The organism is Streptomyces luteireticuli, from assembly GCF_041519305.1.
GTDB classification, from domain to species: Bacteria; Actinomycetota; Actinomycetes; order Streptomycetales; family Streptomycetaceae; genus Streptomyces; species Streptomyces luteireticuli.
Genome location: NZ_CP167927.1, coordinates 3,732,305 through 3,756,448, shown reverse-complemented (window position 1 = coordinate 3,756,448; position 24,144 = coordinate 3,732,305). Strand labels below are relative to the sequence as shown.

14 protein-coding genes, 1 tRNA gene and 1 pseudogene are annotated in these 24,144 nt (G+C 72.8%); 8 read left to right on the top strand and 8 right to left on the bottom strand.

The genetic code is table 11. The annotated features are described in order from the left end of the window. Nucleotides 1-53: 53 nt before the first annotated feature. Nucleotides 54-2,795 carry a phosphoenolpyruvate carboxylase gene (gene ppc / locus AB8735_RS16495; RefSeq protein WP_372408133.1) on the top strand — a complete coding sequence of 914 codons (2,742 nt, stop codon included), beginning with the start codon at nucleotides 54-56 and terminating at the stop codon, nucleotides 2,793-2,795. A gap of 179 nt (nucleotides 2,796-2,974) precedes the next feature. Here the strand turns inward: ppc and pth are convergent, their stop codons facing one another. The 5 genes from pth to AB8735_RS16470 form a co-directional block, all read right to left on the bottom strand. After that, nucleotides 2,975-3,574: an aminoacyl-tRNA hydrolase gene (gene pth / locus AB8735_RS16490; protein WP_344024875.1), complete on the bottom strand. Its 600-nt coding sequence runs from the start codon at nucleotides 3,572-3,574 to the stop codon at nucleotides 2,975-2,977. 79 nt (nucleotides 3,575-3,653) lie between these two features. Next, nucleotides 3,654-4,232 carry a 50S ribosomal protein L25/general stress protein Ctc gene (locus AB8735_RS16485; RefSeq protein ID WP_344024873.1) on the bottom strand — a complete coding sequence of 193 codons (579 nt, stop codon included), beginning with the start codon at nucleotides 4,230-4,232 and terminating at the stop codon, nucleotides 3,654-3,656. Between the two features lie 175 nt (nucleotides 4,233-4,407). Continuing rightward, nucleotides 4,408-5,385, bottom strand: a complete 978-nt coding sequence (locus AB8735_RS16480) for a ribose-phosphate diphosphokinase (RefSeq protein ID WP_344024871.1) — start codon at nucleotides 5,383-5,385, stop codon at nucleotides 4,408-4,410. 73 nt (nucleotides 5,386-5,458) lie between these two features. Further along, complete coding sequence (gene glmU / locus AB8735_RS16475) at nucleotides 5,459-6,916, bottom strand: bifunctional UDP-N-acetylglucosamine diphosphorylase/glucosamine-1-phosphate N-acetyltransferase GlmU (protein ID WP_372408127.1); 1,458 nt, start codon at nucleotides 6,914-6,916, stop codon at nucleotides 5,459-5,461. A 127-nt stretch (nucleotides 6,917-7,043) separates the two neighbouring features. Next, a tRNA-Gln gene (locus tag AB8735_RS16470) sits at nucleotides 7,044-7,114 on the bottom strand. 184 nt (nucleotides 7,115-7,298) lie between these two features. Here AB8735_RS16470 and AB8735_RS16465 point away from each other — a divergent pair. Next, nucleotides 7,299-8,659, top strand: a pseudogene (locus tag AB8735_RS16465) (sensor histidine kinase). Nucleotides 8,660-8,689: 30 nt separating this feature from the next. Here the strand turns inward: AB8735_RS16465 and AB8735_RS16460 are convergent. Then, nucleotides 8,690-9,211, bottom strand: coding sequence for an SUKH-3 domain-containing protein (locus AB8735_RS16460; protein WP_344024865.1), 522 nt, complete (start codon nucleotides 9,209-9,211; stop codon nucleotides 8,690-8,692). Nucleotides 9,212-9,216: 5 nt separating this feature from the next. After that, entirely contained in the window at nucleotides 9,217-9,762 is a 546-nt protein-coding gene (locus tag AB8735_RS16455; RefSeq protein WP_344024863.1) for a YwqJ-related putative deaminase, read from the bottom strand. 414 nt (nucleotides 9,763-10,176) lie between these two features. Here AB8735_RS16455 and AB8735_RS16450 point away from each other — a divergent pair, with 414 nt between their 5' ends. The 3 genes from AB8735_RS16450 (at nucleotide 10,177) to AB8735_RS16440 (ending at nucleotide 14,641) form a co-directional block, all read left to right on the top strand. After that, nucleotides 10,177-11,154 (top strand): SMI1/KNR4 family protein, encoded by a 978-nt coding sequence (locus AB8735_RS16450; RefSeq protein WP_344024861.1) that lies wholly within the window; start codon nucleotides 10,177-10,179, stop codon nucleotides 11,152-11,154. 5 nt (nucleotides 11,155-11,159) lie between these two features. Then, on the top strand, nucleotides 11,160-13,601 hold the full coding sequence (locus AB8735_RS16445) for an SUKH-4 family immunity protein (RefSeq protein ID WP_372411858.1): 2,442 nt from the start codon (nucleotides 11,160-11,162) through the stop codon (nucleotides 13,599-13,601). 137 nt (nucleotides 13,602-13,738) lie between these two features. Continuing rightward, nucleotides 13,739-14,641 carry a cellulose-binding protein gene (locus AB8735_RS16440; protein WP_344023617.1) on the top strand — a complete coding sequence of 301 codons (903 nt, stop codon included), beginning with the start codon at nucleotides 13,739-13,741 and terminating at the stop codon, nucleotides 14,639-14,641. 60 nt (nucleotides 14,642-14,701) lie between these two features. Here AB8735_RS16440 and AB8735_RS16435 read toward each other — a convergent pair whose 3' ends face one another. Further along, on the bottom strand, nucleotides 14,702-16,477 hold the full coding sequence (locus tag AB8735_RS16435; RefSeq protein ID WP_372408124.1) for a lytic murein transglycosylase: 1,776 nt from the start codon (nucleotides 16,475-16,477) through the stop codon (nucleotides 14,702-14,704). A gap of 481 nt (nucleotides 16,478-16,958) precedes the next feature. Here AB8735_RS16435 and AB8735_RS16430 point away from each other — a divergent pair, with 481 nt between their 5' ends. The 3 genes from AB8735_RS16430 (at nucleotide 16,959) to mfd (ending at nucleotide 24,083) form a co-directional block, all read left to right on the top strand. Beyond that, nucleotides 16,959-17,747, top strand: a complete 789-nt coding sequence (locus AB8735_RS16430; protein WP_344023621.1) for an ABC transporter ATP-binding protein — start codon at nucleotides 16,959-16,961, stop codon at nucleotides 17,745-17,747. Further along, complete coding sequence (locus AB8735_RS16425) at nucleotides 17,744-20,305, top strand: ABC transporter permease (protein ID WP_372408122.1); 2,562 nt, start codon at nucleotides 17,744-17,746, stop codon at nucleotides 20,303-20,305. The genes AB8735_RS16430 and AB8735_RS16425 overlap by 4 nt, the downstream gene beginning before the upstream one ends. Nucleotides 20,306-20,525: 220 nt before the next feature. Then, nucleotides 20,526-24,083, top strand: a complete 3,558-nt coding sequence (gene mfd / locus AB8735_RS16420) for a transcription-repair coupling factor (protein ID WP_372408119.1) — start codon at nucleotides 20,526-20,528, stop codon at nucleotides 24,081-24,083. Nucleotides 24,084-24,144: the final 61 nt, after the last annotated feature.

Here is a 24,144-nt window from a genome sequence, read left to right as displayed (position 1 = left end):
GCGGTCCGCCACCCCTCCAGACGTGCTCGGAATCACCGCAAGGAGCCGCACCTGTGAGCAGTGCCGACCCCACCAGCACCGAAGCACGGCGCAGCGCCGCCCTGCGTGCCGACATCCGCCGCCTCGGGGACCTCCTCGGCGAGACCCTGGTCCGCCAGGAGGGCGACGAGCTCCTCGCCCTCGTCGAACAGGTCCGCGCCCTGACCCGCACCGACGGCGAGGCCGCCGCCCGGCTGCTCGGCTCCACCGACCCGCAGACCGCCGCCAAGCTGGTGCGCGCCTTCTCCACCTACTTCCATCTGGCCAACGTCACCGAACAGGTGCACCGCGCCCGGGAGCTGGGCGCCAAGCGGGACGCCGAGGGCTCGATCCTGGCCCGCACCGCGGACAAGCTGAAGGACGCCGATCCCGAGCACCTGCGGCAGACCGTCGAGCACCTGGGCGTCCGGCCGGTTTTCACCGCCCACCCCACCGAGGCCGCCCGTCGCAGCGTCCTCAACAAGCTCCTGCGCATCGCCGAGCTGCTGGACCGGCCGGCCACCGGCGAGGGCGACAAGCGCCGCCTCGACCTGCGCCTCGCCGAGAACATCGACCTGCTCTGGCAGACCGACGAACTGCGCGTGGCCCGCCCCGAGCCCACCGACGAGGCGCGCAACGCCATCTACTACCTGGACGAGCTGCACACCGGCGCCGTCGGCGACGTCCTGGAGGACCTCGCGGCCGAGCTCGACCGGGTCGGCGTCCCGCTGCCCGTCACCACCCGCCCGCTGACCTTCGGCAGCTGGATCGGCGGCGACCGCGACGGCAACCCCAATGTGACCCCCCAGGTCACCTGGGACGTCCTGATCCTCCAGCACGAGCACGGCATCACCGACGCCGTCGAGCTGGTCGACGAGCTGCGCGTGGCCCTCTCCAACTCCATCCGCAACAGCGGCGCCGGCGAGGAGCTGCTCACCTCGCTCCAGCGCGACCTCGAGCTGCTCCCCGAGATCAGCCCGCGCTACAAGCGGCTCAACGCCGAGGAGCCCTACCGGCTCAAGGCCACCTGCGTCCGCCAGAAGCTCCTCAACACCCGTGAGCGGCTGGCCCGCGACACCCCGCACGTGGAGGGCCGCGACTACCTCGGCACCGCCGACCTGCTCGCCGACCTCCAGCTGATCCAGGACTCGCTGCGCTCCCACCGCGGCGGGCTCATCGCCGACGGCCGCGTGGAGCGCGCCCTGCGCACCCTCGCCGCGTTCGGCCTCCACCTGGCCACCATGGACGTCCGCGAGCACGCCGACGCCCACCACCACGCGCTCGGCCAGCTCTTCGACCGGCTCGGCGAGGAGTCCTGGCGGTACGCCGACATGCCGCGCGAGTACCGCGGCAAGCTCCTCGCGAAGGAGCTGCGCTCCCGCCGTCCGCTGGCCCCCAGCCCCGCGCCGCTGGACGCGGCCGGCGCCAGGACCCTCGGGGTCTTCGGCACCATCCGGGAGGCGCTGGAGCGCTTCGGCCCCGAGGTGATCGAGTCCTACATCATCTCCATGTGCCAGGGCGCCGACGACGTCTTCGCCGCCGCCGTCCTCGCCCGCGAGGCCGGGCTGCTCGACCTGCACGCGGGCTGGGCGAAGATCGGCATCGTCCCGCTGCTGGAGACCACCGACGAGCTGCGCGCGGCCGACGTCATCCTCGACGCGATGCTCGCCGACCCCTCCTACCGGCGCCTGGTCGCGCTGCGCGGGGACGTCCAGGAGGTCATGCTCGGCTACTCGGACTCCTCCAAGTTCGGCGGCATCACCACCTCGCAGTGGGAGATCCACCGTGCCCAGCGCCGGCTGCGCGACGTCGCGCACCGCTACGGGGTGCGGCTGCGCCTCTTCCACGGCCGCGGCGGCACGGTCGGCCGGGGCGGCGGCCCCACCCACGACGCGATCCTCGCCCAGCCGTGGGGCACGCTGGACGGCGAGATCAAGGTGACCGAGCAGGGCGAGGTCATCTCCGACAAGTACCTCATCCCGGCGCTCGCCCGGGAGAACCTGGAGCTGACCGTGGCCGCCACGCTCCAGGCGTCCGCCCTGCACACCTCCCCGCGCCAGTCCGACGAGGCGCTCGCCCGCTGGGACGCGGCCATGGACACCGTCTCCGACGCCGCGCACGCCGCGTACCGGCGGCTGGTGGAGGACCCGGACCTGCCCGCGTACTTCTTCGCCTCCACGCCCGTGGACCAGCTCGCCGAGCTGCACCTGGGCTCCCGCCCGTCACGCCGCCCCGACTCGGGCGCGGGCCTCGACGGACTCCGGGCCATCCCCTGGGTGTTCGGCTGGACCCAGTCCCGGCAGATCGTCCCCGGCTGGTTCGGCGTCGGCTCCGGGCTGAGGGCCGCGCGCGAGGCGGGGCTGGACACGGTCCTGGAGGAGATGCATGCGCAGTGGCACTTCTTCGGCAACTTCCTCTCCAACGTGGAGATGACGCTGGCGAAGACGGACCTGCGCATCGCCCAGCACTACGTCGACACGCTCGTCCCCGACGACCTCAAGCACGTCTTCGAGGCGATCCGGGCCGAGCACGAGCTGACCGTGCAGGAGGTCCTGCAGATTACCGGGGAGCGCGAACTGCTCGACGCGAGCCCGGTGTTGCGCCAGACCTTCCACATCCGCGACGCCTACCTCGACCCGATCTCGTATCTGCAGGTGACGCTGCTGCACCGGCAGCGGGAGGCGGCGGAGCGGGGCGAGGCGCCGGATCCGCTGCTGGGGCGGGCTCTGCTTCTCACGGTGAACGGTGTGGCGGCGGGCCTGCGCAACACGGGCTGAGGCCCGGGGCAACGCGGCTTCGCCGCGTTCGTCCTCAAACGCCGGACGGGCTGAACAGCCCGTCCGGCGTTTGAGGACTTCGCCCGAAGGGCGAATGGGGTCCGGGGTCTCCCCGGAATGGGGGCACCCCCTCTGGGGGAGGTGAAAGGGCGGGTCAGGGGCAAAACCCCCTCCGGGCCCTACGAGTTGTACGTGCCCTGCGCCCGCTCAAGACCGTCCACGATCAGACACTCGACCGCATCCGCCGCCCGATCCACCTCGTACGCAAGCTCCTTGCGCTCGGCCGACGAGAAGTCCTTCAGCACGAAGTCCGCCACCTGCATCCGCCCCGGCGGCCGCCCGATCCCGAACCGCACCCGGCAGTAGTCCGCCCCCAGCGCCTTCGTGATCGACTTCAGCCCGTTGTGGCCGTTGTCGCCGCCGCCCAGCTTCAGCCGCAGCTGCCCGTAGTCGATGTCCAGCTCGTCGTGGACGGCCACGATCCGCTCCACCGGCACCTTGTAGAAGTCGCGCAGCGCCGTCGTCGGACCGCCCGACAGGTTCATGAACGACATCGGCTTGGCGATCACCACCCGCCGGCTCGACGGGCCCGGCGCGCCCAGGCGTCCCTCGACGACCTGCGCCCGCCCCGCCTTGTGCGCCTTGAACTTCGCCCCGATCCGCTCCGCGAGCAGGTCCGCGACCATGAAGCCCACGTTGTGGCGGTTGCCCGCGTACTCCGGGCCGGGGTTGCCCAGGCCCACGATCAGCCAGGGGCTCGCGCTCGTGTCGTCCGTCATCCGCATGTCTCCTTCATACGCCAACCGCCGCCCCGCTCCGGCGAAGGAGCGGGACGGCGGCCGGAAGAAAAAACGAGGCTCAGGCCTCGGCGCCCTCGGCGGCCTCGTCCGCGGCGGCGGTCTGGCCGGCGACGACGTGCAGGACGACCGTGTCGGCGTCCACGGCCAGCTCGACACCGGCCGGCAGGACGACGTCCTTGGCGAGGACGGAGGCACCGGCCTCCAGGCCCGCGATGGAGACGGTGACGGCCTCGGGGATGTGGGTGGCCTCGGCCTGGACCGGCAGGGCGGTCAGGGTGTGCTCGAGCAGGTTGCCGCCCGCGGCCAGGTCGCCCTCGGTCTGGACCGGAACCTCGACGGTGACCTTCTCGCCGCGCTTGACGACGAGCAGGTCGACGTGCTCCAGGAAGCCCTTCAGCGGGTCACGCTGGACCTGCTTGGGGATGACGAGCTCGTCGCGGCCCTCGATGTCCAGGGAGAGGAGGACGTTCGGGGTCTTGAGCGCCATCATCAGGTCGTGGCCCGGGAGGGACACGTGGACCGGCTCGGAGCCGTGGCCGTAGACGACGGCCGGAACCTGGTGGGCGCGGCGGATGCGGCGGGCGGAGCCCTTGCCGAACTCGGTGCGGACGGCGGCGGCGAGCTTGATCTCGGCCATGGTGCACTCCTCGGAGGTCGTGTCGGTGGACAGGGTCACCCGGCCACGAACGGCCTGCTACGAAGAGCGCGTCGATAACGGACCGCCGCATCACATGGATACGGCCTCCCTCGCCGAGCAACTCGAGGAGTCTACCCGGCGGGGAGGCCGCACTCTAAATCGATCTACGCGATCGTCACGCCTGCTCGTCGAAGAGGCTGGTGACCGAGCCGTCCTCGAACACCTCGCGCACCGCGCGGGCGATCGTCGGAGCGATCGACAGCACCGTGATCTTGTCGAGCTCCAGCTCGTTCGGCGTCGGCAGCGTGTTGGTGAAGACGAACTCGCTGACCTTGGAGTTCTTCAGCCGGTCCGCGGCCGGGCCGGAGAGCACGCCGTGCGTGGCGGTGACGATGACGTCCGCGGCACCGTGCGCGAACAGGGCGTCCGCGGCGGCGCAGATGGTGCCACCGGTGTCGATCATGTCGTCCACCAGTACGCAGACACGATCCTTCACGTCGCCGACGACCTCGTGCACGGTGACCTGGTTGGCGACATCCTTGTCACGGCGCTTGTGGACGATGGCGAGCGGGGCGCCCAGACGGTCGCACCAGCGGTCGGCGACGCGCACGCGGCCGGCGTCCGGGGAGACGACGGTGAGCTTGTCGCGGTCCACCTTGGCGCCCACGTAGTCCGCCAGGAGCGGCAGCGCGAACAGGTGGTCCACCGGGCCGTCGAAGAAGCCCTGGATCTGGTCGGTGTGCAGGTCGACCGTCAGGATGCGGTCGGCACCGGCCGTCTTGAACAGGTCGGCGATCAGGCGGGCCGAGATCGGCTCGCGGCCGCGGTGCTTCTTGTCCTGACGGGCGTAGCCGTAGAACGGCACGATCACGGTGATGCTCCGGGCCGAGGCCCGCTTCAGAGCGTCGACCATGATGAGCTGCTCCATGACCCACTTGTTGATGGGAGCCGTGTGGCTCTGCATCAGGAAGCAGTCGGCGCCGCGCGCGGACTCCTGGAAGCGGACGTAGATCTCACCGTTCGCGAAGTCGAACGCCTTGGTCGGGACCAGGCCGACGCCCAGCTGGTGCGCGACCTCCTCGGCAAGCTCGGGGTGGGCGCGGCCGGAGAAGAGCATCAGCTTCTTCTCGCCGGTCGTCTTGATCCCGGTCACAGCACAGTCTCCTTGGATGTCGCTTTGTGTGCGCTTATCACGGTACGCCCCGATCGGCGGGACCGTGTGACGGTCACTGCTCCCCGTCGTGCTCCTGGAGAGCGGAGGAAGCGGCCTGCGCGGCCGCGCTTCCGGGGCGCTTTCGAGCCACCCAGCCCTCGATATTCCGCTGCTGTCCTCGTGCGACGGCCAGCGAACCCGGGGGCACATCCTTGGTGATGACCGAGCCGGCGGCGGTGTACGCGCCGTCCCCGATCGTGACCGGAGCCACAAACATGTTGTCCGATCCGGTGCGGCAGTGCGAGCCGATCGTGGTGTGGTGCTTGTTCACACCGTCGTAGTTCACGAAGACGCTCGCGGCGCCGATGTTGGTGTACTCGCCGATGGTGGCGTCGCCCACATAGGACAGGTGAGGCACCTTGGTGCCCTCGCCGACCTCGGCGTTCTTCATCTCGACGTAGGCGCCGGCCTTCGACTTGGCACCGAGCTTCGTCCCCGGCCGCAGATAGGCGAAGGGGCCGACGGCGGCCCGCTCGCCGATCAGCGCGGAGTCCGCGACGGTGTTGTCCACCCGGGCGCCCGCGCCCACGGCGGTGTCCGTCAGGCGGCAGTTCGGGCCGACCTCGGCGCCGGTGGCGATGTGGGTGGCGCCCAGCAGCTGGGTGCCGGGGTGCACCAGCGCGTCCGGCTCGAAGGTCACCGTGACGTCCACCCAGGTCGTCGCCGGGTCCACCACGGTCACACCGCTCATCATCGCCTCGTGCAGCAGCCGCTCGTTGAGCAGCCGGCGGGCCTCGGCGAGCTGGACGCGGTTGTTGATGCCCAGGATCTCCCGGTGGTCGGGGGCGACCGCCGCGCCGACCCGGTGGCCGGCCTCGCGCAGGATGCCGAGGACGTCCGTCAGGTACTCCTCGCCCTGGCTGTTGTCCGTGCGGACCTTGCCCAGCGCGTCCGCCAGCAGCTCGCCGTCGAAGGCGAACACCCCGGAGTTGATCTCGTGGATCGCCCGCTGGGCCTCGGTCGCGTCCTTGTGCTCGACGATCTCGGTCACCGCGCCGGTGGCGGGGTCGCGCACGATCCGCCCGTAGCCGGTGGAGTCGGGCACCTCGGCGGAGAGCACGGTCACCGCGTTGCCGTCGGCGGCGTGGACGTCCGCGAGGCGGGCCAGCGTCGCGCCGGTGAGCAGCGGGGTGTCGCCGCAGACGACGATCACGGTGCCTTCGGGGCGGACGCCCTCGCGGGCCAGCTCCTCCAGGCCCATGCGCACGGCGTGGCCGGTGCCGTTCTGCTCGTGCTGGACGGCCGTGCGGACGGCCGGGTCGATCTCGGTCAGGTGTGCGGCGACCTGCTCGCGGGCGTGCCCGACGATCACGACGAGCTGCTCGGGCGCCAGTTCGCGTGCGGCGGCGACGACGTGCCCGACGAGGGACCGGCCGCAGATCGAGTGCAGGACCTTGGGAGTGGCCGACTTCATGCGGGTGCCCTCACCCGCTGCGAGAACGACGACGGCTGCCGGGCGGTTGGCGCTCACGGGTGGGCCCTTCGGCTTCGAGGGTTCGAGGGGGTGACACCCGCAGGATACCGGTGCGTACGGGGCCCGGAACGCCGAAGGGTCCTGACCTGGACGGTCAGGACCCGATGCGTGACGCGGTGCACAGCTCCCGGGGAAGGAATCGAACCCTCATTCAATGAACCAAAATCATTTGTCCTGCCATTAGACGACCCGGGATGGTTCGCCCGCCGCGCCCGATTCGCTTGATCGGCAACGCGCGCAGACAACACTATGCCGTACGGCATGGCCCCGATGCGACGGTGTTGGCCCGGGTAGCGCGAACTTCCCTTCTGCGGCTGCCGATTGCGTGCCACTGTCAGTTTTTCGAAAACCGTTGGCACCCACCCGTAGTCTGGTCGGTATGACCACAACGGGGGCAATCACGGACGCGGGCGCTCGGGGAGCGCCCGCGGGGCCGTGGTGGTGGGCCAGGCGACGAAGCCTGGTGCTGGATGTCGTGCTGGCCGTGGTGTCGGCGTTCGAATGCGTGCTGGAAGGGATCGCCTTTGCCCACGAGGTCGGGCTGCCGGGGGTCCTGGGGGTCTGACGGGGCTGCCGGTCGGCGGCCTGCTGCTGGTGCGGCGGCGGTGGCCGGTCGCCGTCGTCCTGGTGTCGATCGCGGTGACCCCGGCCGAGATGGGGTTCCTGCTGGGGATCGTCGGCCTGTACACCCTGGCCGCCTCGGAGGTCCCGCGGCGGATCATCGTCGTGCTCGCGGTCGCCTCGCTGGCCGGGACGCTGATCGTCTCCGCGGCCAGGTTCCACCAGGACATGGCCCAGGCCGACTACCGGCCGGGCCTGGGGCTGGTGCTGCTCTTCTCGTCCGTGATGGCGCTCGGGCTGACCGCCCCGCCGCTGCTGCTGGGCCTGTACGTGGGGGCGAGACGACGGCTGGTCGAGAGCCTGCGGGAGCGGGCCGACGGGCTGGAGCGGGAGCTGTCGCTGCTGGCCGAGCGCGCCGAGGAGCGCGCCGAGTGGGCCCGCAGCGAGGAGCGCACCCGTATCGCGCGCGAGATGCACGACGTGGTGGCGCACCGGGTGTCGCTGATGGTGGTGCACGCCGCCGCCCTCCAGGCGGTGGCCCTCAAGGACCCGGAGAAGGCCTCGCGGAACGCGGCGCTCGTCGGGGACATGGGCCGGCAGGCGCTGACCGAGCTGCGGGAGATGCTCGGCGTCCTGCGCACGACCCCGGACGGCGCCCCGGCGGCCCCGGCGGCGGCACAGGAGCCGGAGCGGCTGGCCGCGGTGGCGGCCGAGGCGTCGGCCCGGGTGCGCAGGACGGCCGGCGCGCGGGCGGCGGAGGCGGCCGACGGGCCGTGCCTGGCGGAGCTGGCGGCCCTGGTGGGCCAGTCCCGGGAGGCCGGGATGGCGGTGGAGCTGCTGGTCGAGGGGGAGCGCCGGTCGTACGCGCCGCGGGTGGAGCGCACGGCGTACCGCGTCGTGCAGGAGGCGCTCACCAACGTCCACAAGCACGCCCCCGGTGCCGACGCCCGGGTGCGGCTGGCGCACCGGGAGCGCGAGGTGGCGCTCCAGGTGGAGAACGGACCGCCCGCGGGCGGTACGGACGCGGGCCTGCCCAGCGGGGGCAACGGGCTGGTCGGGATGCGGGAGCGGGTGACCGCGCTCGGCGGCGTGTTCGTGTCCGGGCCGACGGACCGGGGCGGTTTCCGGGTGTCCGCGGTGATACCCGACGTGGCGCAGGGGCGCGCCGACGCGGCGTAGCCGGGCGTCCTCCCCGGCGGCCGGCCGCCGTCAGGCGCCGGTCCGCCGGGGGGCGCCCTCGGCCGAGAGCCGGGCCGGGCGGGCGCCGGTGACCAGGGTCCCTATGGCGTGGTCGATGTCGGAGCCGAGGTACCAGTCGCCGGTGTGGTCGAGGCTGTAGACCCGGCCGTGGGCGTCGATGGTCAGCAGCGCCTGGCCGTCCAGCTCCTGCCCCAGCGGGCAGACCTCGGTACCGAGGGCCCGGCCGAGATCGGCGACGGTGCGGGCGAGGTGCAGTCCGTGCAGCGGGTCGATGTGGAACGGCGTGGTCGCGATGTGCTTGCCGGGCCCGGAGGCGGCGATGCGCAGACCGCCGAACTCGGCCCAGGCCTCGACGGCCGCGGGGAAGACGGTGTGCCGGTGACCGGCGGGCGACACATGCGCGCGCAGCGCGTCGGCCCACTTCTCGGCGGCCTTGATGTCCCACCGGCCCGGCTGCCAGCCGGCCTCGCGCAGGGCCGCGTCGACGGCGACGGGGAAGCGGGTGGCGGCGGTGCGGTCGAATGCGCGCATGGAGGTCAGGGCCTGCCTCGTTCCGTGGGAGTGGGGTCGATCGCGCGGACGCCGAAGTGGGCGAGGAGCGCGGTGCAGGAGCGGCAGGGGGCGGCGTAGGCGCCGTGGCGCGGGTCGCCGTCCTCGCGGATGTGCCGGGCGGTGATCTTCGACTGCTTGAGGGCGCGCCGGGCCTCGCCGTGGGTCAGCGCTTTGCGGGAGGCGCGTTTGCTGCGGCCCGCCTCGTGCTGGGTGAGGAAGCGGGTGAGGAGGACGGCCTCGGGGCAGCGGCCGGTGAAGCGCTCGCGCTTGTCGCCGGCGAGGGTGTCCAGGAAGTCCTGGACCAGGGGGTGCAGGGCGGGCGGCTGCTCCGCCTTGGCGGCGGTGCAGGTCAGCGTGGTGCCGCGGACGGAGAGCGCGGCGGCGACGGCGGGCAGGATGCCGTCGCGGCGGTGGAGCAGGGCCGGCGGACGTTCGGTGTCCTCGGCCGCGCTCCAGGTGAGCCGGGGGTCGCCGGGGGCGTCGCCGACGGCGCCCCCGGTCAGGGGTTGGTGGTCCTGCGTCGTGTGCATGGTGGTTCTTCTTCCCTCCCTGCAATCCCCCTGTTGCGGGGATCAGCCTGCCAAACGCGGTGGTGGGAGCGGAAGGCAGGGCGGTGTTGCGTGTGCATGGTGTGCCGGGATAGGTGAGAGGTGCCCCAGTCGTGGCACGAGGGTGAATCGGTGGGTGTGCCGGAGTTTGCCGGAAGGCGGGGGATTTCGTCCCGCGGCCGTGCGCCGGGGCTCTCCCCTCCTGCGCCGCCGGGCTTTCCGGAGGGCGGGGAGTCCGTCTTGCGGCAGCGCTTAGGCTGTCCGTCATGAGGCCGTTCCCGGCCGAGGGCCCCAGGTGGCCCGGAGGGGGTCCGAGGGGCCCGCTCCCCGTCCCGCCGGGGGCCAGGGAACGCCGGGAGACACCGCAGCAAGTCAGCCAGCAGGGGGCATCCGCCAATGACGACAGGTCGGGCCGCGCAGCAGGCCGCGCCACCGAATGCGGCCTACGCCGGGCAGGTCGTGCACTTCCCGGACCCGGTGCGGCGCGGCCGTCACCCCAAGGGCGTGCGGGTGGACGAGGACGGTTATCCGGACTTCTCGCCCTATGCCCGGGCGGCCGCCGAGATCGCGGAGCCGCCGGAGGGCTTCGGGGTGGACGAGCTGCGGCTGACGGACTACGTCTCGGCCAACGCCGCGCTGCACGCGGAGGGCCACGAGCTGTGGGCCAGCCTGCCCCCGGTGGCCACCCCGCACGGCTGGACCTGGCACCACGTGCCGCACACCCGCCGGCTGGAGCTGGTCCCCGCCGAGGTCAAGGCGCTGCTGCGGCACCACGGCGGGCTGGCCACGGCCGCCGTGGACCAGGGCAAGCGCGGCACCCGGCCGCTCCAGGAGACCCGGCCGGTGCACTTCGCGCTGCCGCAGCGGGACCTGGCGGTGACGGAGGAGCAGGTGCGCGGCGTCGAGGAGGACCTCGGCTACCGGCTGCCCGGCGCCTACCGGGCCTTCCTCAAGGCGGCGGGCGGGTGCGCGCCCGTCGGGGCGGCGCTCGACGCCGAGCTGGGGCTGCTGCTGGACCAGCCGTTCTTCACGGTGCGCGAGGAGCCGGCCGTCAACGACCTCGTGTATGTCAACAAGTGCCTGCGCGACCACTTCACCAAGGACTACCTGGGCGTGGCCTTCGCCCAGGGCGGCGTCCTCGCGGTCAAGGTCCGGGGCGAGGCGCTCGGTTCGGTGTGGTTCTGCCCCTACGACGACTTCCGGGACCGGGACGGCTGGACGGTGCAGGAGCGGGTGGAGCGGCTGATGCTGCCCTGCGGCGAGGACTTCGACGCCTTCCTGACCCGGCTCGCGGGCGGTCCGCCCGAGCTGGAGACGGTGGCGAACCTGATGGTCGACGGCGGATTCGCGTACGCCGTCCCGGTGGAGGGGTGAGCGCGGTGGTGACGTTCGCGCAGGCTCAGGAGCGCGCGGAGCGCTGGGTCAACGGAGACGTGCCGGCGTATCTGCACCGCGAGGTGCAGGTGCGGGAGTTCGACCTGGGCTTCGTGGCCTGGGCCGAGGACCGCGACGGTGTCGCGGCGGACGGCGCGCGCACCCGGCTGGTGATCGCCCGGGACAGCGGGGAGACCACGCTGTGGCCGGGGCTGCCGGTGGGCGAGGTGATCCGGCGGTACGAGGAGGAGTACGGAGCGGTGGAAGAACCGGCACCGGCGGCGGGGACCCCGCCCCGACGACTGGACCTGGAGGCGACGTCCTTCCTGCTGAGCCCGCCGCAGTGGCTCCAGGAGGCGGCGGACGCGATGGGGATACCGGACCGGAAGAAGGAGGAGGGCGGGACGCCCTCCGGCGCACCGGAAGGTGCCGCTCCGCCGCCCCCGCCCCCGCCGGGCTTCCCGGCGGCGTCCGCGACGTCCGGGGCATCCGTCGACTCCTCGGCCTCTTCGGGGGGTTCGGGCCTGCCCGGCGCGTCCGGCGCATCCGATATGCCTGGTATGCCCGGTGTGCCCGCGCAGACGGACGGCGCACCCGCCTGGCCCGGTGCGGACCTCTCCGACGCCGACGGTGGCGAGGACGCCTCCGTCGGCCTGCCCGCGACCGTCCTCGCGCCCGCGCTCTCCGGCTCCGACGCCGACGACGCGCCCGCGCCCCGCGCCTCGGCCGAAGCGCGTACGGAGCTGATGCCCGGCGGCAGTTCACTGCCGCGAACGGCGATAGCGCCGGCCGTCGAGGATCCGGAGCACGCCGTGCCGCCGGCCGCCCCGGCGGCGCCCCCGGCGGGGCCGGGCGCCCCCAACGCCCCTGTTCCCGGCGGCACTTCGGGACCGGAGCAGGCATCGCCCGGGTACGCGGCGACGGTTCTGGCGACGCCGGACGCGCTGGGCCGTCCCCCCGTCCAGGGCCCGCCCGCCGCGCCTGGCACGCCCCCCGCACCCGGCACGCCCCCCGCCGGAGTGCCCGCGGCCCCCGCACAGCCCCCGGCCGCTCCTCCCGCCGCGCCGGGCACCCCCGGCGGCGGGGTCCACCACGCCGCGACCATGCTCGCGAACCCGGACGCCCCCGGCGCGTCTGCCGCGCCCGCGCCCCCCGGCATCCCCGGCCGCCCCGGTGTGCAACCGCCCGCCGCCCCCGGCGCGCCGGGTGTTCCGGGCGCCGTCGGCGGCCCCGGCGCACCCGCCCCGCACCCCCCCGCCGCACCCGGTGCGCCGTCCGCCGGTCCGGGCGCCCCCGCCACGCCCGGCACCCCGGGCGCCGGTGTGCACGCGGCGGCCACGATGCTCGCGGGCCCCGGCACCCCGCCGGGCCCCGGCACCCCGCCGGGCCCCGGCACCCCGCCGGGCCCGGGCACCCCGCAGGCGCCCGGGGGCTACGGCTACCCGCAGCCCCCGGCCGGCGTGCCGACCGTGGGCCCCGGCTACATGGCCGTCCTGCGCTACCGCGCCCAGGACGGTTCGGAGCAGCAGATCATCCGCCGCAGCGCGCTGGGCACCCCGCACCCGGAGTGGCAGATCCTGCACGAGCTGCGCTCGCTCAACGTGCCGCCGCAGCAGGTGCTGGAGCTGCACACGGAGCTGGAGTCGTGCGACGTGCCGGGCGGTTACTGCGCCCGGATGGTGCGCGAGACCTGGCCGCAGGTGCGCGTCAGCCACACCGCCCCGTACGGCCGCGACCACGCCACCCGCCAGCAGGGCGTGCGGCACCTGGTGGAGCACCAGGGCGAGTTGCACCAGGTCGCGGGCGGCCCGGCCCGGCCGGCGCCGAACCGGGTGCCGCCGCCCCAGCCGCACCAGGTGCAGCCGGCCCCGCCGGTCGCCCCGGACGCCATCGGCCGGGAGCTGCAGGAGTCCTTCGGTCCGCAGGGCGTCTTCCGCTTCGACCAGCGCGCGGTCTCGCGCCAGGGCGTGCCGGACGTGGTGGCGCAGACCCTGGTGTGGGCGGGACTGCCCGGCGACTTCGGCCCGTTCTTCTGGGCGCAGGCCCAGCCGGGCCGCCCGGTGCCGACGCTGGCGGAGCTGGCCCTGGAGCGCGGGGTGCAGCCGGCGCCGGACGCCGGTTCGTATCTGGTGATGGGCAGCGACTTCGGCCGCCAGCTGTGCGTGCAGTACGGTACGGCGCACATCGTGGCCGTACCGCTGGAGGCGGGCCCGGACGGACGGTCCGTGGCACCGCAGTTCGTCAACACGAGCCTTCCTCAGTTTGTACGCTCTTTGGCGTTGCTCGGCCGCATGTGGCGCTGGCGCTACGGTCTGACTCCGGAGCAGGCCGGGCGCTGGACCGTGGATTTCCAGGACCAGCTCGCGGCGCTCGACCCGGCGGCCCTGGCCTCGCCCGAGAACTGGTGGGCGGTGCTGCTGGAGCAGATGTGGGACGGTCTCTTCTAGCGCCCCGCGCTGCCGGTTGGCGCATCCTTGACAGAAGAGACGGGCGGAGTGTCGCGTTTCGGGCACTTCCCCCGTGCGGGAATGATGTGCGCCTGACCGCGTCGCATACCGGGTTTCCGGAATAAGGGGCTACAAGCATGAGTGCATCGGTGTCTCCTGACGGTTTCACTGTCGTACGAGGCCGCGGCTACCGGCCTGACCAGGTGGACCGGGCCCTCGCCGAGTTCGCGCGGCAGCGCGACTCGGCGTGGGAGCGTGCCGCGCGGCTGACGGTCCTCCAGCGCGAGATGGAGGACGAGGTCCAGCGCCTGGCGCAGGTGGTGACGCAGTTGCCCCCGCAGACGTACGAGACGCTGGGCGCGCGCGCCCAGGGGCTGGTGACGACGGCGGAGGCGGAGGCGCTCGGCCTGCGCGAACGGGCCGAGGCCGAGGCCGCCGAGATGCACGACGCGGCGGGTGGCCACGCCCGCAAGGTGCGCGACGCGGCGCACGAGTACCAGGTGGAGGTCCGCGCCGAGGCGGAGGAGTGGGCCCGGCAGGCGCAGTTGGCGGCCCAGTCGGTGGCGGACGACCTGCGGGCGACGGCCCGTCAGGAGGCCAAACAGCGGCGCGCGGACTCGGTGCAGATGCTTCAGGAGATGCGCGAGCGGACCGCGGCGATGCTCGCCGACCAGGAGAAGGAGCAGGCCGAGCGCTGGGATGTGGCCGGCCGCGAGGCCGCCGAGCGCGAGGCCGCGCTGGACGCCCGGGTGGCGGCGATGGAGGAGTACGCCCGCTCCACGCTGAGCGAGGCCCAGCGCCGGTACGCGGACGCCGAGGAGGCGGCGCGGCACGGCCAGGAGGACGCCGAGGCGCAGGCGGCCTCGCTGATCGCCCAGGCGCGGGTGCGCGAGGAGCGGATCGTCCGGGAGACCGAGCGGGTGCTGCGCGAACACGAGGAGCGCCGCGAGGAGTTGCGATCGCACATGGCCCATGTGCGGCACAGCCTGGCCGCGTTGACGGGCAAGCCGGTGGCGGAGGATCCGGCGCTGGGCGACTGACGCCCCGCCGCGTACGGGCCGTCCCGCCCGCGGCGGGGCGGACGGGACGGCGTTCCGGTGTCAGCGGGTGGGCTTGGGCGTGGGCTTGGTCTTCTTGTCGTCGGTCTTGCCGGGGGCGGTGGGCCTGCCCTTGTCGTCTGCTTTCTCGGCCGCCTTCACGGCGACCTTGAAGAGGAAGGGGGCGGCGGGCTTTTCGCCCTCGGTGGTCAGCTCCAGACTGAAGGTGTCCGCCTGGTCACCGGCGACCAGTCCCTCCAGGAAGACCAGTCCGTCCTGGCCGGTCGTGAACGTCGCCGTGCGGACCGGCTTGCCCTTGTCGTCCTTGAAGTACGGGCCGGTCTCGACCGGGTGCCCGTCCTTCTTCACCGTGATGGTGACCTTTACCCCGGCCACAGGGCTGCCCTTGGCGTCGGACGCCTTGGCGATGGCCCTGCGCGGGGCGGACTTGCCTGCGGTGACCTCCATCGTGTCGGCGCCCACCCGCTCGAAGCCCGCGGCATGCGGCGCCTCGACAGTCGCATCGAAGTAGACGGGCTTCAGGTCGAGTCCTTCGACGGAGGCGCGGATGGAGAAGTCACCCGGCTTGTCGCCCGCGCTGATCTTCTTCGCCGTGGCGAGGCCGCCCTGGCCGGTGACAACGGAGGCTGTGCGGGTGCCGTCCGGGAAGTGGGCCTCGGTCTTACCACTGATCTCGAAGCGGATGCGGGTGCCCTTGGGGACGGCTTTGCCGTCGGCGGTGAAGGCCCGCACGCTCGGGCTCGGTTTGAAGGTTCCGCCGGCCGTCGCGGTCAGCTCCCCGGCGCCGGCCCGGTCGAGCCGCGCGGCCCGCGGCGCAGACGGCGTCGGCTTGGGCGTCGGCTTGTCCTTGTCCCCGGGCCTGCCCCGGTCCCGGTCCCGGGACTTGTCCGGGTCCTTCGGCTTCGTCGGGGTGCTCGGCCGCTGCGGCGTCGGCGTCGAGGGCGACGTCGTCCCCGGTCCCGTCGGCACCGGCCGCGTCGGCCGGGGCGTCGTCCCCGGGTACGGCGACGAGCCGCTCGACGGACCCGACGTATCGGGGATCGCCCCGCCCTCGCCGTTCTGGTACGCGCGCATCCACGCGACCACGCTGTTGAGATAGTCGCGCGAGGCGTTGTAGCGCAGGACCGCCTTCTCCAGATCGGCCTGCTTGCTCAGGTCCAGGCCGCCCGCGCACAGATAGCGCGCCGTGCCGGCCGCCGCGTCGAAGATGTTGTTGGGGTCGTTCTGGCCGGCGTTGCGGCCGTCCGCGCTGTAGGCGGCCCAGGTGGACGGGATGAACTGCATGGGTCCGACGGCGTGGTCGTACTGGGTGTCGCCGTCCCACCGGCCGCCGTCCGTGTCCCGGACGAGCGCGAACTTCTCGCCCGTCAGCCGGGGCCCGATGATGGGCTTCTCGGTGGAGCCGTCGGGGCGCAGGCCGCCGCCCATGGCGCCGTGCTCGGACTCCACCTTGCCGATGGCGGCGATGAGTTCCCAGGGAACGTGGCAGTCCGGCCACCGGTCCTTCGCGTATCTCTCCGCGTTCTTGTAGGCGGCCAGGGCGGTGGCGGGGATGCCCTTGACCTCCTCCTTGCTCCCGGGACCGCCGGGGCCGGGCTTGCCGGTGCCGGGCGGCGGGACGAGGTCGGGCAGGGCCAGGTTGGGGGAGCCGTGGGGCAGGCTCTGCGGGTTGCCGGGCCCCGGCGCGGGATCCTCGGAGCTCGCCGTGGGGTGCGGGGGGCCGGCGGCGCCGACCGCGGCCGTCAGGCTGGCGACGAGCAGAGCCGTGCACAGTCCCTGTCGGGAGACGCTGGCAGCGCGCGTACGAAGTATCTTCACTGGGCTGCTTCCTCGGGAGACCGGCGGCCGTGCGCAGGAGGTCTTCTGGACGCCCCCCTCGGCCATAACCCCGAACACTAATTCCCTCAAGCCCCAATTGTCTTGCCCCGGGACGGGCTTCACGGTTTCTTCGCCAGGCGTTCCCCCGCAGGGGAGCACGGTTCGGCCATTTCCCTTCTTTCCCGCTGTTTTCGGGCGCATCAACGGCACCATGGACAGCGGTCGCTGACCCTGACACGAAGACGAACGGTGCCTCCTTTTCCCCTAGGGGGCGGCCCGTACGTTCCCGGTGCCGCGGTTCGTCCCCCAGCAGGAGGGGACGGGGGCCACCGCTTCCTAGGCTCGTTGAGGGCAGCCGGAGGACGGGGGTGGGGCTGGCCCCACCCCGAGGACACCACTGGGCCCCATCGCGCCGGGCCCGCCCGGCGAGCAGGCTGGAAGGCGCAGTTCAGCGCATCGCATCACCTTCAGGAGACCTCACGTGACGACGGCCGTATCGATTCCCAGGACCGGGGGCAGCGGGGGACGGACCGCCGTCGCGGCGAGGGCCCGCCAGGTGGTCAAGGCGTACGGCTCGGGCGAGACCCGCGTCACCGCCCTGGACCATGTGGACGTGGACATCGCCCGCGGCCGCTTCACGGCGATCATGGGCCCCTCGGGCTCCGGCAAGTCGACCCTCATGCACTGCCTGGCCGGTCTCGACACCGTGACCTCGGGTCAGATCTGGATCGACGAGACCGAGATATCCGGGCTCAAGGACAAGAAGCTCACCCAGCTCCGCCGCGACCGGATCGGCTTTATCTTCCAGGCGTTCAACCTGCTGCCGACGCTCAACGCCCTGGAGAACATCACGCTCCCCATGGACATCGCCGGCCGCAAGCCCGACCGGCAGTGGCTGGACCAGGTCGTGGAGACCGTCGGTCTGGCCGGGCGGCTGAAGCACCGCCCCAACCAGCTCTCCGGCGGCCAGCAGCAGCGCGTCGCCGTGGCCCGCGCCCTCGCCGCCCGGCCGGAGATCATCTTCGGTGACGAGCCGACCGGCAATCTGGACTCCCGGGCCGGCGCCGAGGTCCTCGGCTTCCTGCGCCGCTCGGTGGACGAGCTCGGCCAGACCATCGTGATGGTCACCCACGACGCCGTCGCCGCCTCGTACGCCGACCGCGTCCTCTACCTGGCCGACGGCCGGATCGTGGACGAGATGCACCAGCCGACCGCCGACATGGTGCTCGAGCGGATGAAGCACTTCGACGCCCGTGGACGGGTGTCGTGACCGTCCTCAAGACCTCCCTGCGCAACTTCCTCGCGCACAAGGGCCGCATGGCGCTGTCCGCCGTCGCCGTCCTGCTCTCGGTGGCGTTCGTCTGCGGAACCCTGGTGTTCACCGACACCATGACCGCTACCTTCGACAAGCTCTTCGGCGCCACCGCCTCCGACGTCGCCGTCGTCCCGCAGAAGAACGACCATGCCCAGGACACCGGCAGGCCGCAGACGCTCCCCGCGTCGCTGGCCGGCCGGCTGGCGAAGGTGCGGGGCGCCGCCAAGGTCCAGCCCCTCGTCAGCAGCCAGCGGCTCACCCTCACCGACGCGGACAACGAGAGCCTGAGCCCCTCCTCCGGCGCGCCCACCGTGGGCGTCAACTGGCACGAGGGCCAGAAGAAGTCCGTCGAGATCACCAGCGGTCACGAGCCGCACGGCGCCGGCGAGGCCGTCCTCGACAAGGACACCGCCGACAAGCACCACGTGAAGATGGGCGACACCCTCCGGGTGACCACCGCCCCGGGCGACTTCTCCGTACGGGTCGTCGGCATCGCCACGTACCGGACGACCAACCCGGGCGCGGCCGTCGTCTACCTCGACACCCCGACCGCGCAGGCGAAGCTGCTCGGCACCACGGGCGCCTGCACCGGCTTCGGGCTGACCGCCGCCTCCGGCATCACGCACGACCAGCTCAAGAAGAACGTCACCTCGGCCATCGGCACCGACTACACCGTCCGCACCGCCGCCGAGACCAAGAAGGAGAACGAGAAGGACTTCGGGTCCGTCCTCGACGTCCTGAAGTACGCCCTGCTCGGCTTCGCCGGCATCGCCGTCCTGGTCGGCATCTTCCTGATCGTCAACACCTTCTCCATGCTGGTCGCCCAGCGCACCCGGGAGATCGGTCTGATGCGGGCCATCGGTTCGAGCCGCCGTCAGGTCAACCGGTCCGTCCTGACCGAGGCGCTGCTGCTCGGCGTCGTCGGCTCGGTCCTGGGCATCGGCGGCGGCATCGCGCTGGCCGTGGGACTCATGGAGCTCATGGGGTCGCTGGGCATGAAGCTCGACCTCGGCGAACTGACCGTCAAGCCCGCCACCCCGCTCGTCGGCCTCGCGGTCGGCGTGGTGGTCACCGTCCTCGCCGCCTATCTGCCCGCCCGCCGGGCCGGGAAGATCTCCCCGATGGCGGCCCTGCGCGACGCGGGCAACCCCGCCGACGCCAAGGCCGGCAAGATCCGGACGGCCATCGGCCTGGTCCTCACCGGCGCCGGCGCGGCCGCCCTGGTGGCCGCGGGCAACGCGGACGACGCGGCCGGCGGCTCCGGCCTGCTGGCCCTGGGCGTCCTGCTCACCCTGGTCGGCTTCGTCGTGGTCGGCCCGCTGCTCGCCGGGCTCGTCGTCCGCGTCATCAGCGCGGTCGTGCTGCGGGTCTTCGGCCCGGTCGGCCGCCTCGCCGAGCGCAACGCGCTGCGCAACCCCCGGCGTACGGGCGCCACGGCCTCGGCCCTGATGATCGGCCTCGCCCTGGTCGCCGCCCTGTCGGTGGTCGGCTCCTCGATGATCGCCTCGGCCACCGAGCAGCTCGACCGGTCCGTCGGCGCGGACTTCATCGTCGACGGCAACAACGGGCCGCTCACCCCGGCGATGATCAGGGCCGTGAAGTCCGCGGGCCACGTCGAGCACGTCACCGAGTACGCCGTCGTCCAGGCCAGGATCACCACGCCCGACGGGAAGACGGGCGACCAGCGGCTCACCGCCGCCTCCCCGACCTACGCCGACGACGTGCGCGCCGGGACGGTCGCGGGCGAGCTCACCGCCGCCTACGGCAAGGACGCCATGTCCGTGCCCGAGGGTTACGCCAAGGACCACGGCGTCAAGGTCGGCGACCGGCTGAAGGTCGCCATGGTGGACGGCCGGACGGCCGAGCTGAAGGTCGGTGCGATCACCTCGGACGACACCAGCATCGACAAGGGAGCGATGTACACGAACATCGCCACCGCCCGGCAGTACCTCCCGGCCGACAGGATGCCGCCGCCGCTGATGATGCTGGCCAAGGCCAAGGACGGGCAGGCCGACGAGGCCGCCGCCGCGCTCAAGGCGGCGCTCAAGGACTACCCGCAGCTCAAGGTCCGCGACCAGGCCGACTACAAGAAGCTGATCAAGGACCAGGTCGGGCAGCTGCTCAACATGATCTACGGCCTGCTGGCCCTGGCGATCGTCGTGGCGGTCCTGGGCGTCGTGAACACCCTGGCCCTCTCGGTCGTCGAGCGCACCCGGGAGATCGGGCTGATGCGCGCCATCGGCCTCTCCCGGCGCCAGCTGCGCCGCATGATCCGCCTGGAGTCGGTGGTGATCGCCCTCTTCGGCGCCCTGCTGGGCCTGGGCCTCGGCATGGCCTGGGGCGCGACCGCCCAGAAGCTCCTGGCCCTGCAGGGCCTCGGGGTGCTGGACATCCCCTGGCCCACGATCGGCACGGTCTTCCTCGGCTCCGCCCTGGTGGGCCTGCTCGCCGCCCTGGTCCCGGCCTTCCGGGCGGGCCGGATGAACGTCCTGAACGCGATCGCGACGGACTGATCCGGCAGGGGAGGGAAACGGGGGCCCGGACGCGCCACGGGGGTGTGCGTCCGGGCCTTCGCGCACAGCCCGTCCGGGGGCTGCCCCTCCCTCCCCAACGCCCCTGCACCCGTCCCCGGACCGTCGTACGCTGGGGGACACCCGACCCGTACACAGAAACCCCACGTGTCGGGCCCTTCGCGTTGTCCACTTGCGCCCAACCCTGGACGGGAAGCCCTCCATGAGCCTGCACGGTCTGCTCGACGCCGTCGTCAACGATCCGGCGCTCGCCGAAGCGGTGAAGGCCGCGGCCGACGGCAACCGGCCGCACATCGACCTCGTCGGCCCGCCCGCCGCCCGTCCCTTCGCCGTCGCGGCCCTCGCCGGACGCACCGGCCGGCCCGTGCTCGCCGTCACCGCCACCGGCCGCGAGGCCGAGGACCTGGCCGCGGCCCTGCGCGATCTGCTGCCGCCGGACGGGGTCGTGGAGTACCCGTCCTGGGAGACCCTGCCCCACGAGCGGCTCTCCCCGCGCTCGGACACGGTCGGCCGCCGCCTCGCCGTGCTGCGCCGGCTGGCCCACCCCAGCCAGGACGACCCGGCGGCCGGACCGGTCAGCGTGGTCGTCGCACCCATCCGCTCCGTCCTGCAGCCGCAGGTCAAGGGGCTCGGCGACCTGGAACCGGTCAGTCTGCGCAGCGGGCAGAGCGCCGACCTCGGCGACGTCACCGAGGCGCTGGCCGCCGCCGCGTACGCCCGGGTCGAGCTGGTCGAGAAGCGCGGTGAGTTCGCCGTGCGCGGCGGCATCCTCGACGTCTTCCCGCCCACCGAGGAGCACCCGCTGCGGGTGGAGTTCTGGGGCGACGACGTCGAGGAGATCCGCTACTTCAAGGTCGCCGACCAGCGCTCCCTGGAGGTCGCCGAGCACGGTCTGTGGGCCCCGCCCTGCCGTGAGCTGCTGCTGACCGACGCGGTGCGGGAGCGCGCGGCGGCCCTCGCCGAGGACCACCCGGAGCTCGGCGAGCTGCTGGGGAAGATCGCCGAGGGCATCGCCGTCGAGGGCATGGAGTCCCTGGCGCCCGTCCTGGTGGACGACATGGAGCTGCTGCTCGACGTCCTGCCCGTCGGCAGCATGGCCGTGGTCTGCGACCCGGAGCGGGTGCGCACCCGCGCGGCCGACCTGGTGGCCACCTCGCAGGAGTTCCTCCAGGCGTCGTGGGCGGCCACCGCCGGCGGCGGCGAGGCGCCCATCGACGTGGACGCCGCCTCGCTGTGGAGCATCGCCGACGTCCGCGACCGGGCCCGTGAGCTGGGCATGATGTGGTGGTCCGTCACGCCGTTCGCCTCTGGCGACATCGGACTCAGTGCCGCGGACGAGGAGGGCGACTCGGACACCCTGATGCTCGGCATGCACGCCCCCGAGAGCTACCGCGGCGACACCGCCCGCGCCCTCGCCGACACCAAGGGATGGCTGGCCGACGGCTGGCGGACGCTGTTCCTCACCGAGGGGCACGGGCCGGCCGCCCGCACCGTCGAGGTGCTCGGCGGCGAGGGGATCGCCGCCCGGCTCGACGCCGGTCTGGACGCCTTCTCCCCGTCCCTGGTGCACGTCTCCTGCGCGAGCCTGGACAACGGCTTCGTCCACCCGGGGCTGAAGATCGCCGTCCTGACGGAGACGGACCTCTCCGGACAGAAGTCCGCGAGCAAGGACATGGGCCGGATGCCGGCCCGCCGCCGCAAGTCCATCGACCCGCTGACCCTCCAGGCCGGCGACTACATCGTGCACGAACAGCACGGCGTGGGCCGCTACATCGAGATGGTCCAGCGCACCGTCCAGGGCGCCACCCGCGAATACCTGCTCGTCGAATACGCGCCTGCCAAGCGCGGCCAGCCCGGCGACCGCCTCTACATCCCCACCGACCAGCTGGAGCAGGTCACCAAGTACGTGGGCGGCGAGGCCCCCACGCTGCACCGGCTCGGCGGCGCGGACTGGACGAAGACCAAGGCGCGCGCCAAGAAGGCCGTCAAGGAGATCGCCGCCGACCTGATCAAGCTCTACTCGGCGCGGATGGCCGCCCCGGGCCACTCCTTCGGTCCGGACACGCCCTGGCAGCGGGAGCTGGAGGACGCGTTCCCCTACGCGGAGACGCCCGACCAGCTCACCACCATCGCCGAGGTCAAGGAGGACATGGAGAAGTCCGTCCCCATGGACCGTCTGGTCTGCGGCGATGTCGGCTACGGCAAGACGGAGATCGCGGTCCGCGCGGCCTTCAAGGCGGTGCAGGACGGCAAGCAGGTCGCCGTGCTGGTGCCCACCACGCTGCTGGTGCAGCAGCACTTCGGCACTTTCTCCGAGCGGTACGCGCAGTTCCCCGTCGTGGTCAAGGCGCTCTCCCGCTTCCAGACCGACACCGAGGCCAAGGCCGTGCTGGAGGGGCTGCGCGAGGGCTCGGTCGACATCGTCATCGGCACCCACCGCCTCTTCTCCTCGGAGACCAAGTTCAAGGACCTGGGCCTGGTCATCGTCGACGAGGAGCAGCGCTTCGGCGTCGAGCACAAGGAGCAGCTGAAGAAGCTGCGGGCCAACGTGGATGTGCTCACCATGTCGGCCACCCCGATTCCCCGGACGCTGGAGATGGCGGTCACGGGCATCCGCGAGATGTCGACGATCACCACCCCGCCGGAGGAGCGCCACCCGGTGCTGACCTTCGTCGGCCCGTACGACCAGAAACAGATCGGTGCCGCGATCCGGCGCGAACTGCTCCGCGAGGGCCAGGTCTTCTACATCCACAACCGCGTCGAGTCGATCGACCGGGCGGCGGCCCGGCTGCGGGAGATCGTGCCCGAGGCCCGGATCGCCACGGCACACGGCCAGATGTCGGAGTCGGCCCTGGAACAGGTCGTGGTCGACTTCTGGGAGAAGAAGTTCGACGTGCTGGTCTCGACGACGATCGTGGAGTCGGGCATCGACATCTCCAACGCCAACACCCTCATCGTCGAGCGCGGTGACAACTTCGGTCTGTCGCAGCTGCACCAGCTGCGCGGCCGGGTGGGCCGCAGTCGCGAGCGCGGCTACGCCTACTTCCTCTACCCGCCGGAGAAACCGCTCACCGAGACCGCGCACGAGCGCCTGGCCACCATCGCCCAGCACACGGAGATGGGCGCGGGCATGTATGTGGCGATGAAGGACCTGGAGATCCGTGGGGCGGGCAACCTCCTGGGCGGCGAGCAGTCCGGACACATCGCCGGCGTCGGCTTCGACCTCTACATCCGCATGGTCGGCGAGGCCGTGGCCGACTACCGGGCCTCGCTGGAGGCCGGGGGAGCGGAGGAGCCCCCGCCGCTCGAGGTCAAGATCGAACTCCCGGTGGACGCCCACGTCCCGCACGACTACGCGCCGGGCGAGCGGCTGCGCCTCCAGGCCTACCGCGCCATCGCCTCCGCCAACAGCGAGGAGGACATCAAGGCCGTCCGCGAGGAGCTGACCGACCGCTACGGCAAGCTCCCCGAGCCGGTGGAGAACCTGCTGCTGGTCGCGGGACTGCGGATGCTCGCCCGCGCCTGCGGGGTCACCGACATCACCCTCCAGGGCTCCAACGTCCGCTTCGGTCCGGTGGAACTGCGCGAGTCGCAGGAGCTGAGGCTCAAGCGGCTCTACCCGCGGACGGTCATGAAGCCGGCCACGCACCAGATCCTGGTGCCCCGCCCGGCGACCCGGCCCATCGGCGGCAAGCCGCTGGTCGGCCGGGAACTCCTGGCGTGGACGGGCGAGTTCCTCACGACGATCCTCGGCGGCTGACCCGCCCCGTCGCGCCCCGCCCCGTCGCGCCCCGCCCCGTCGTGCCCTGTCGCGGTGCTGC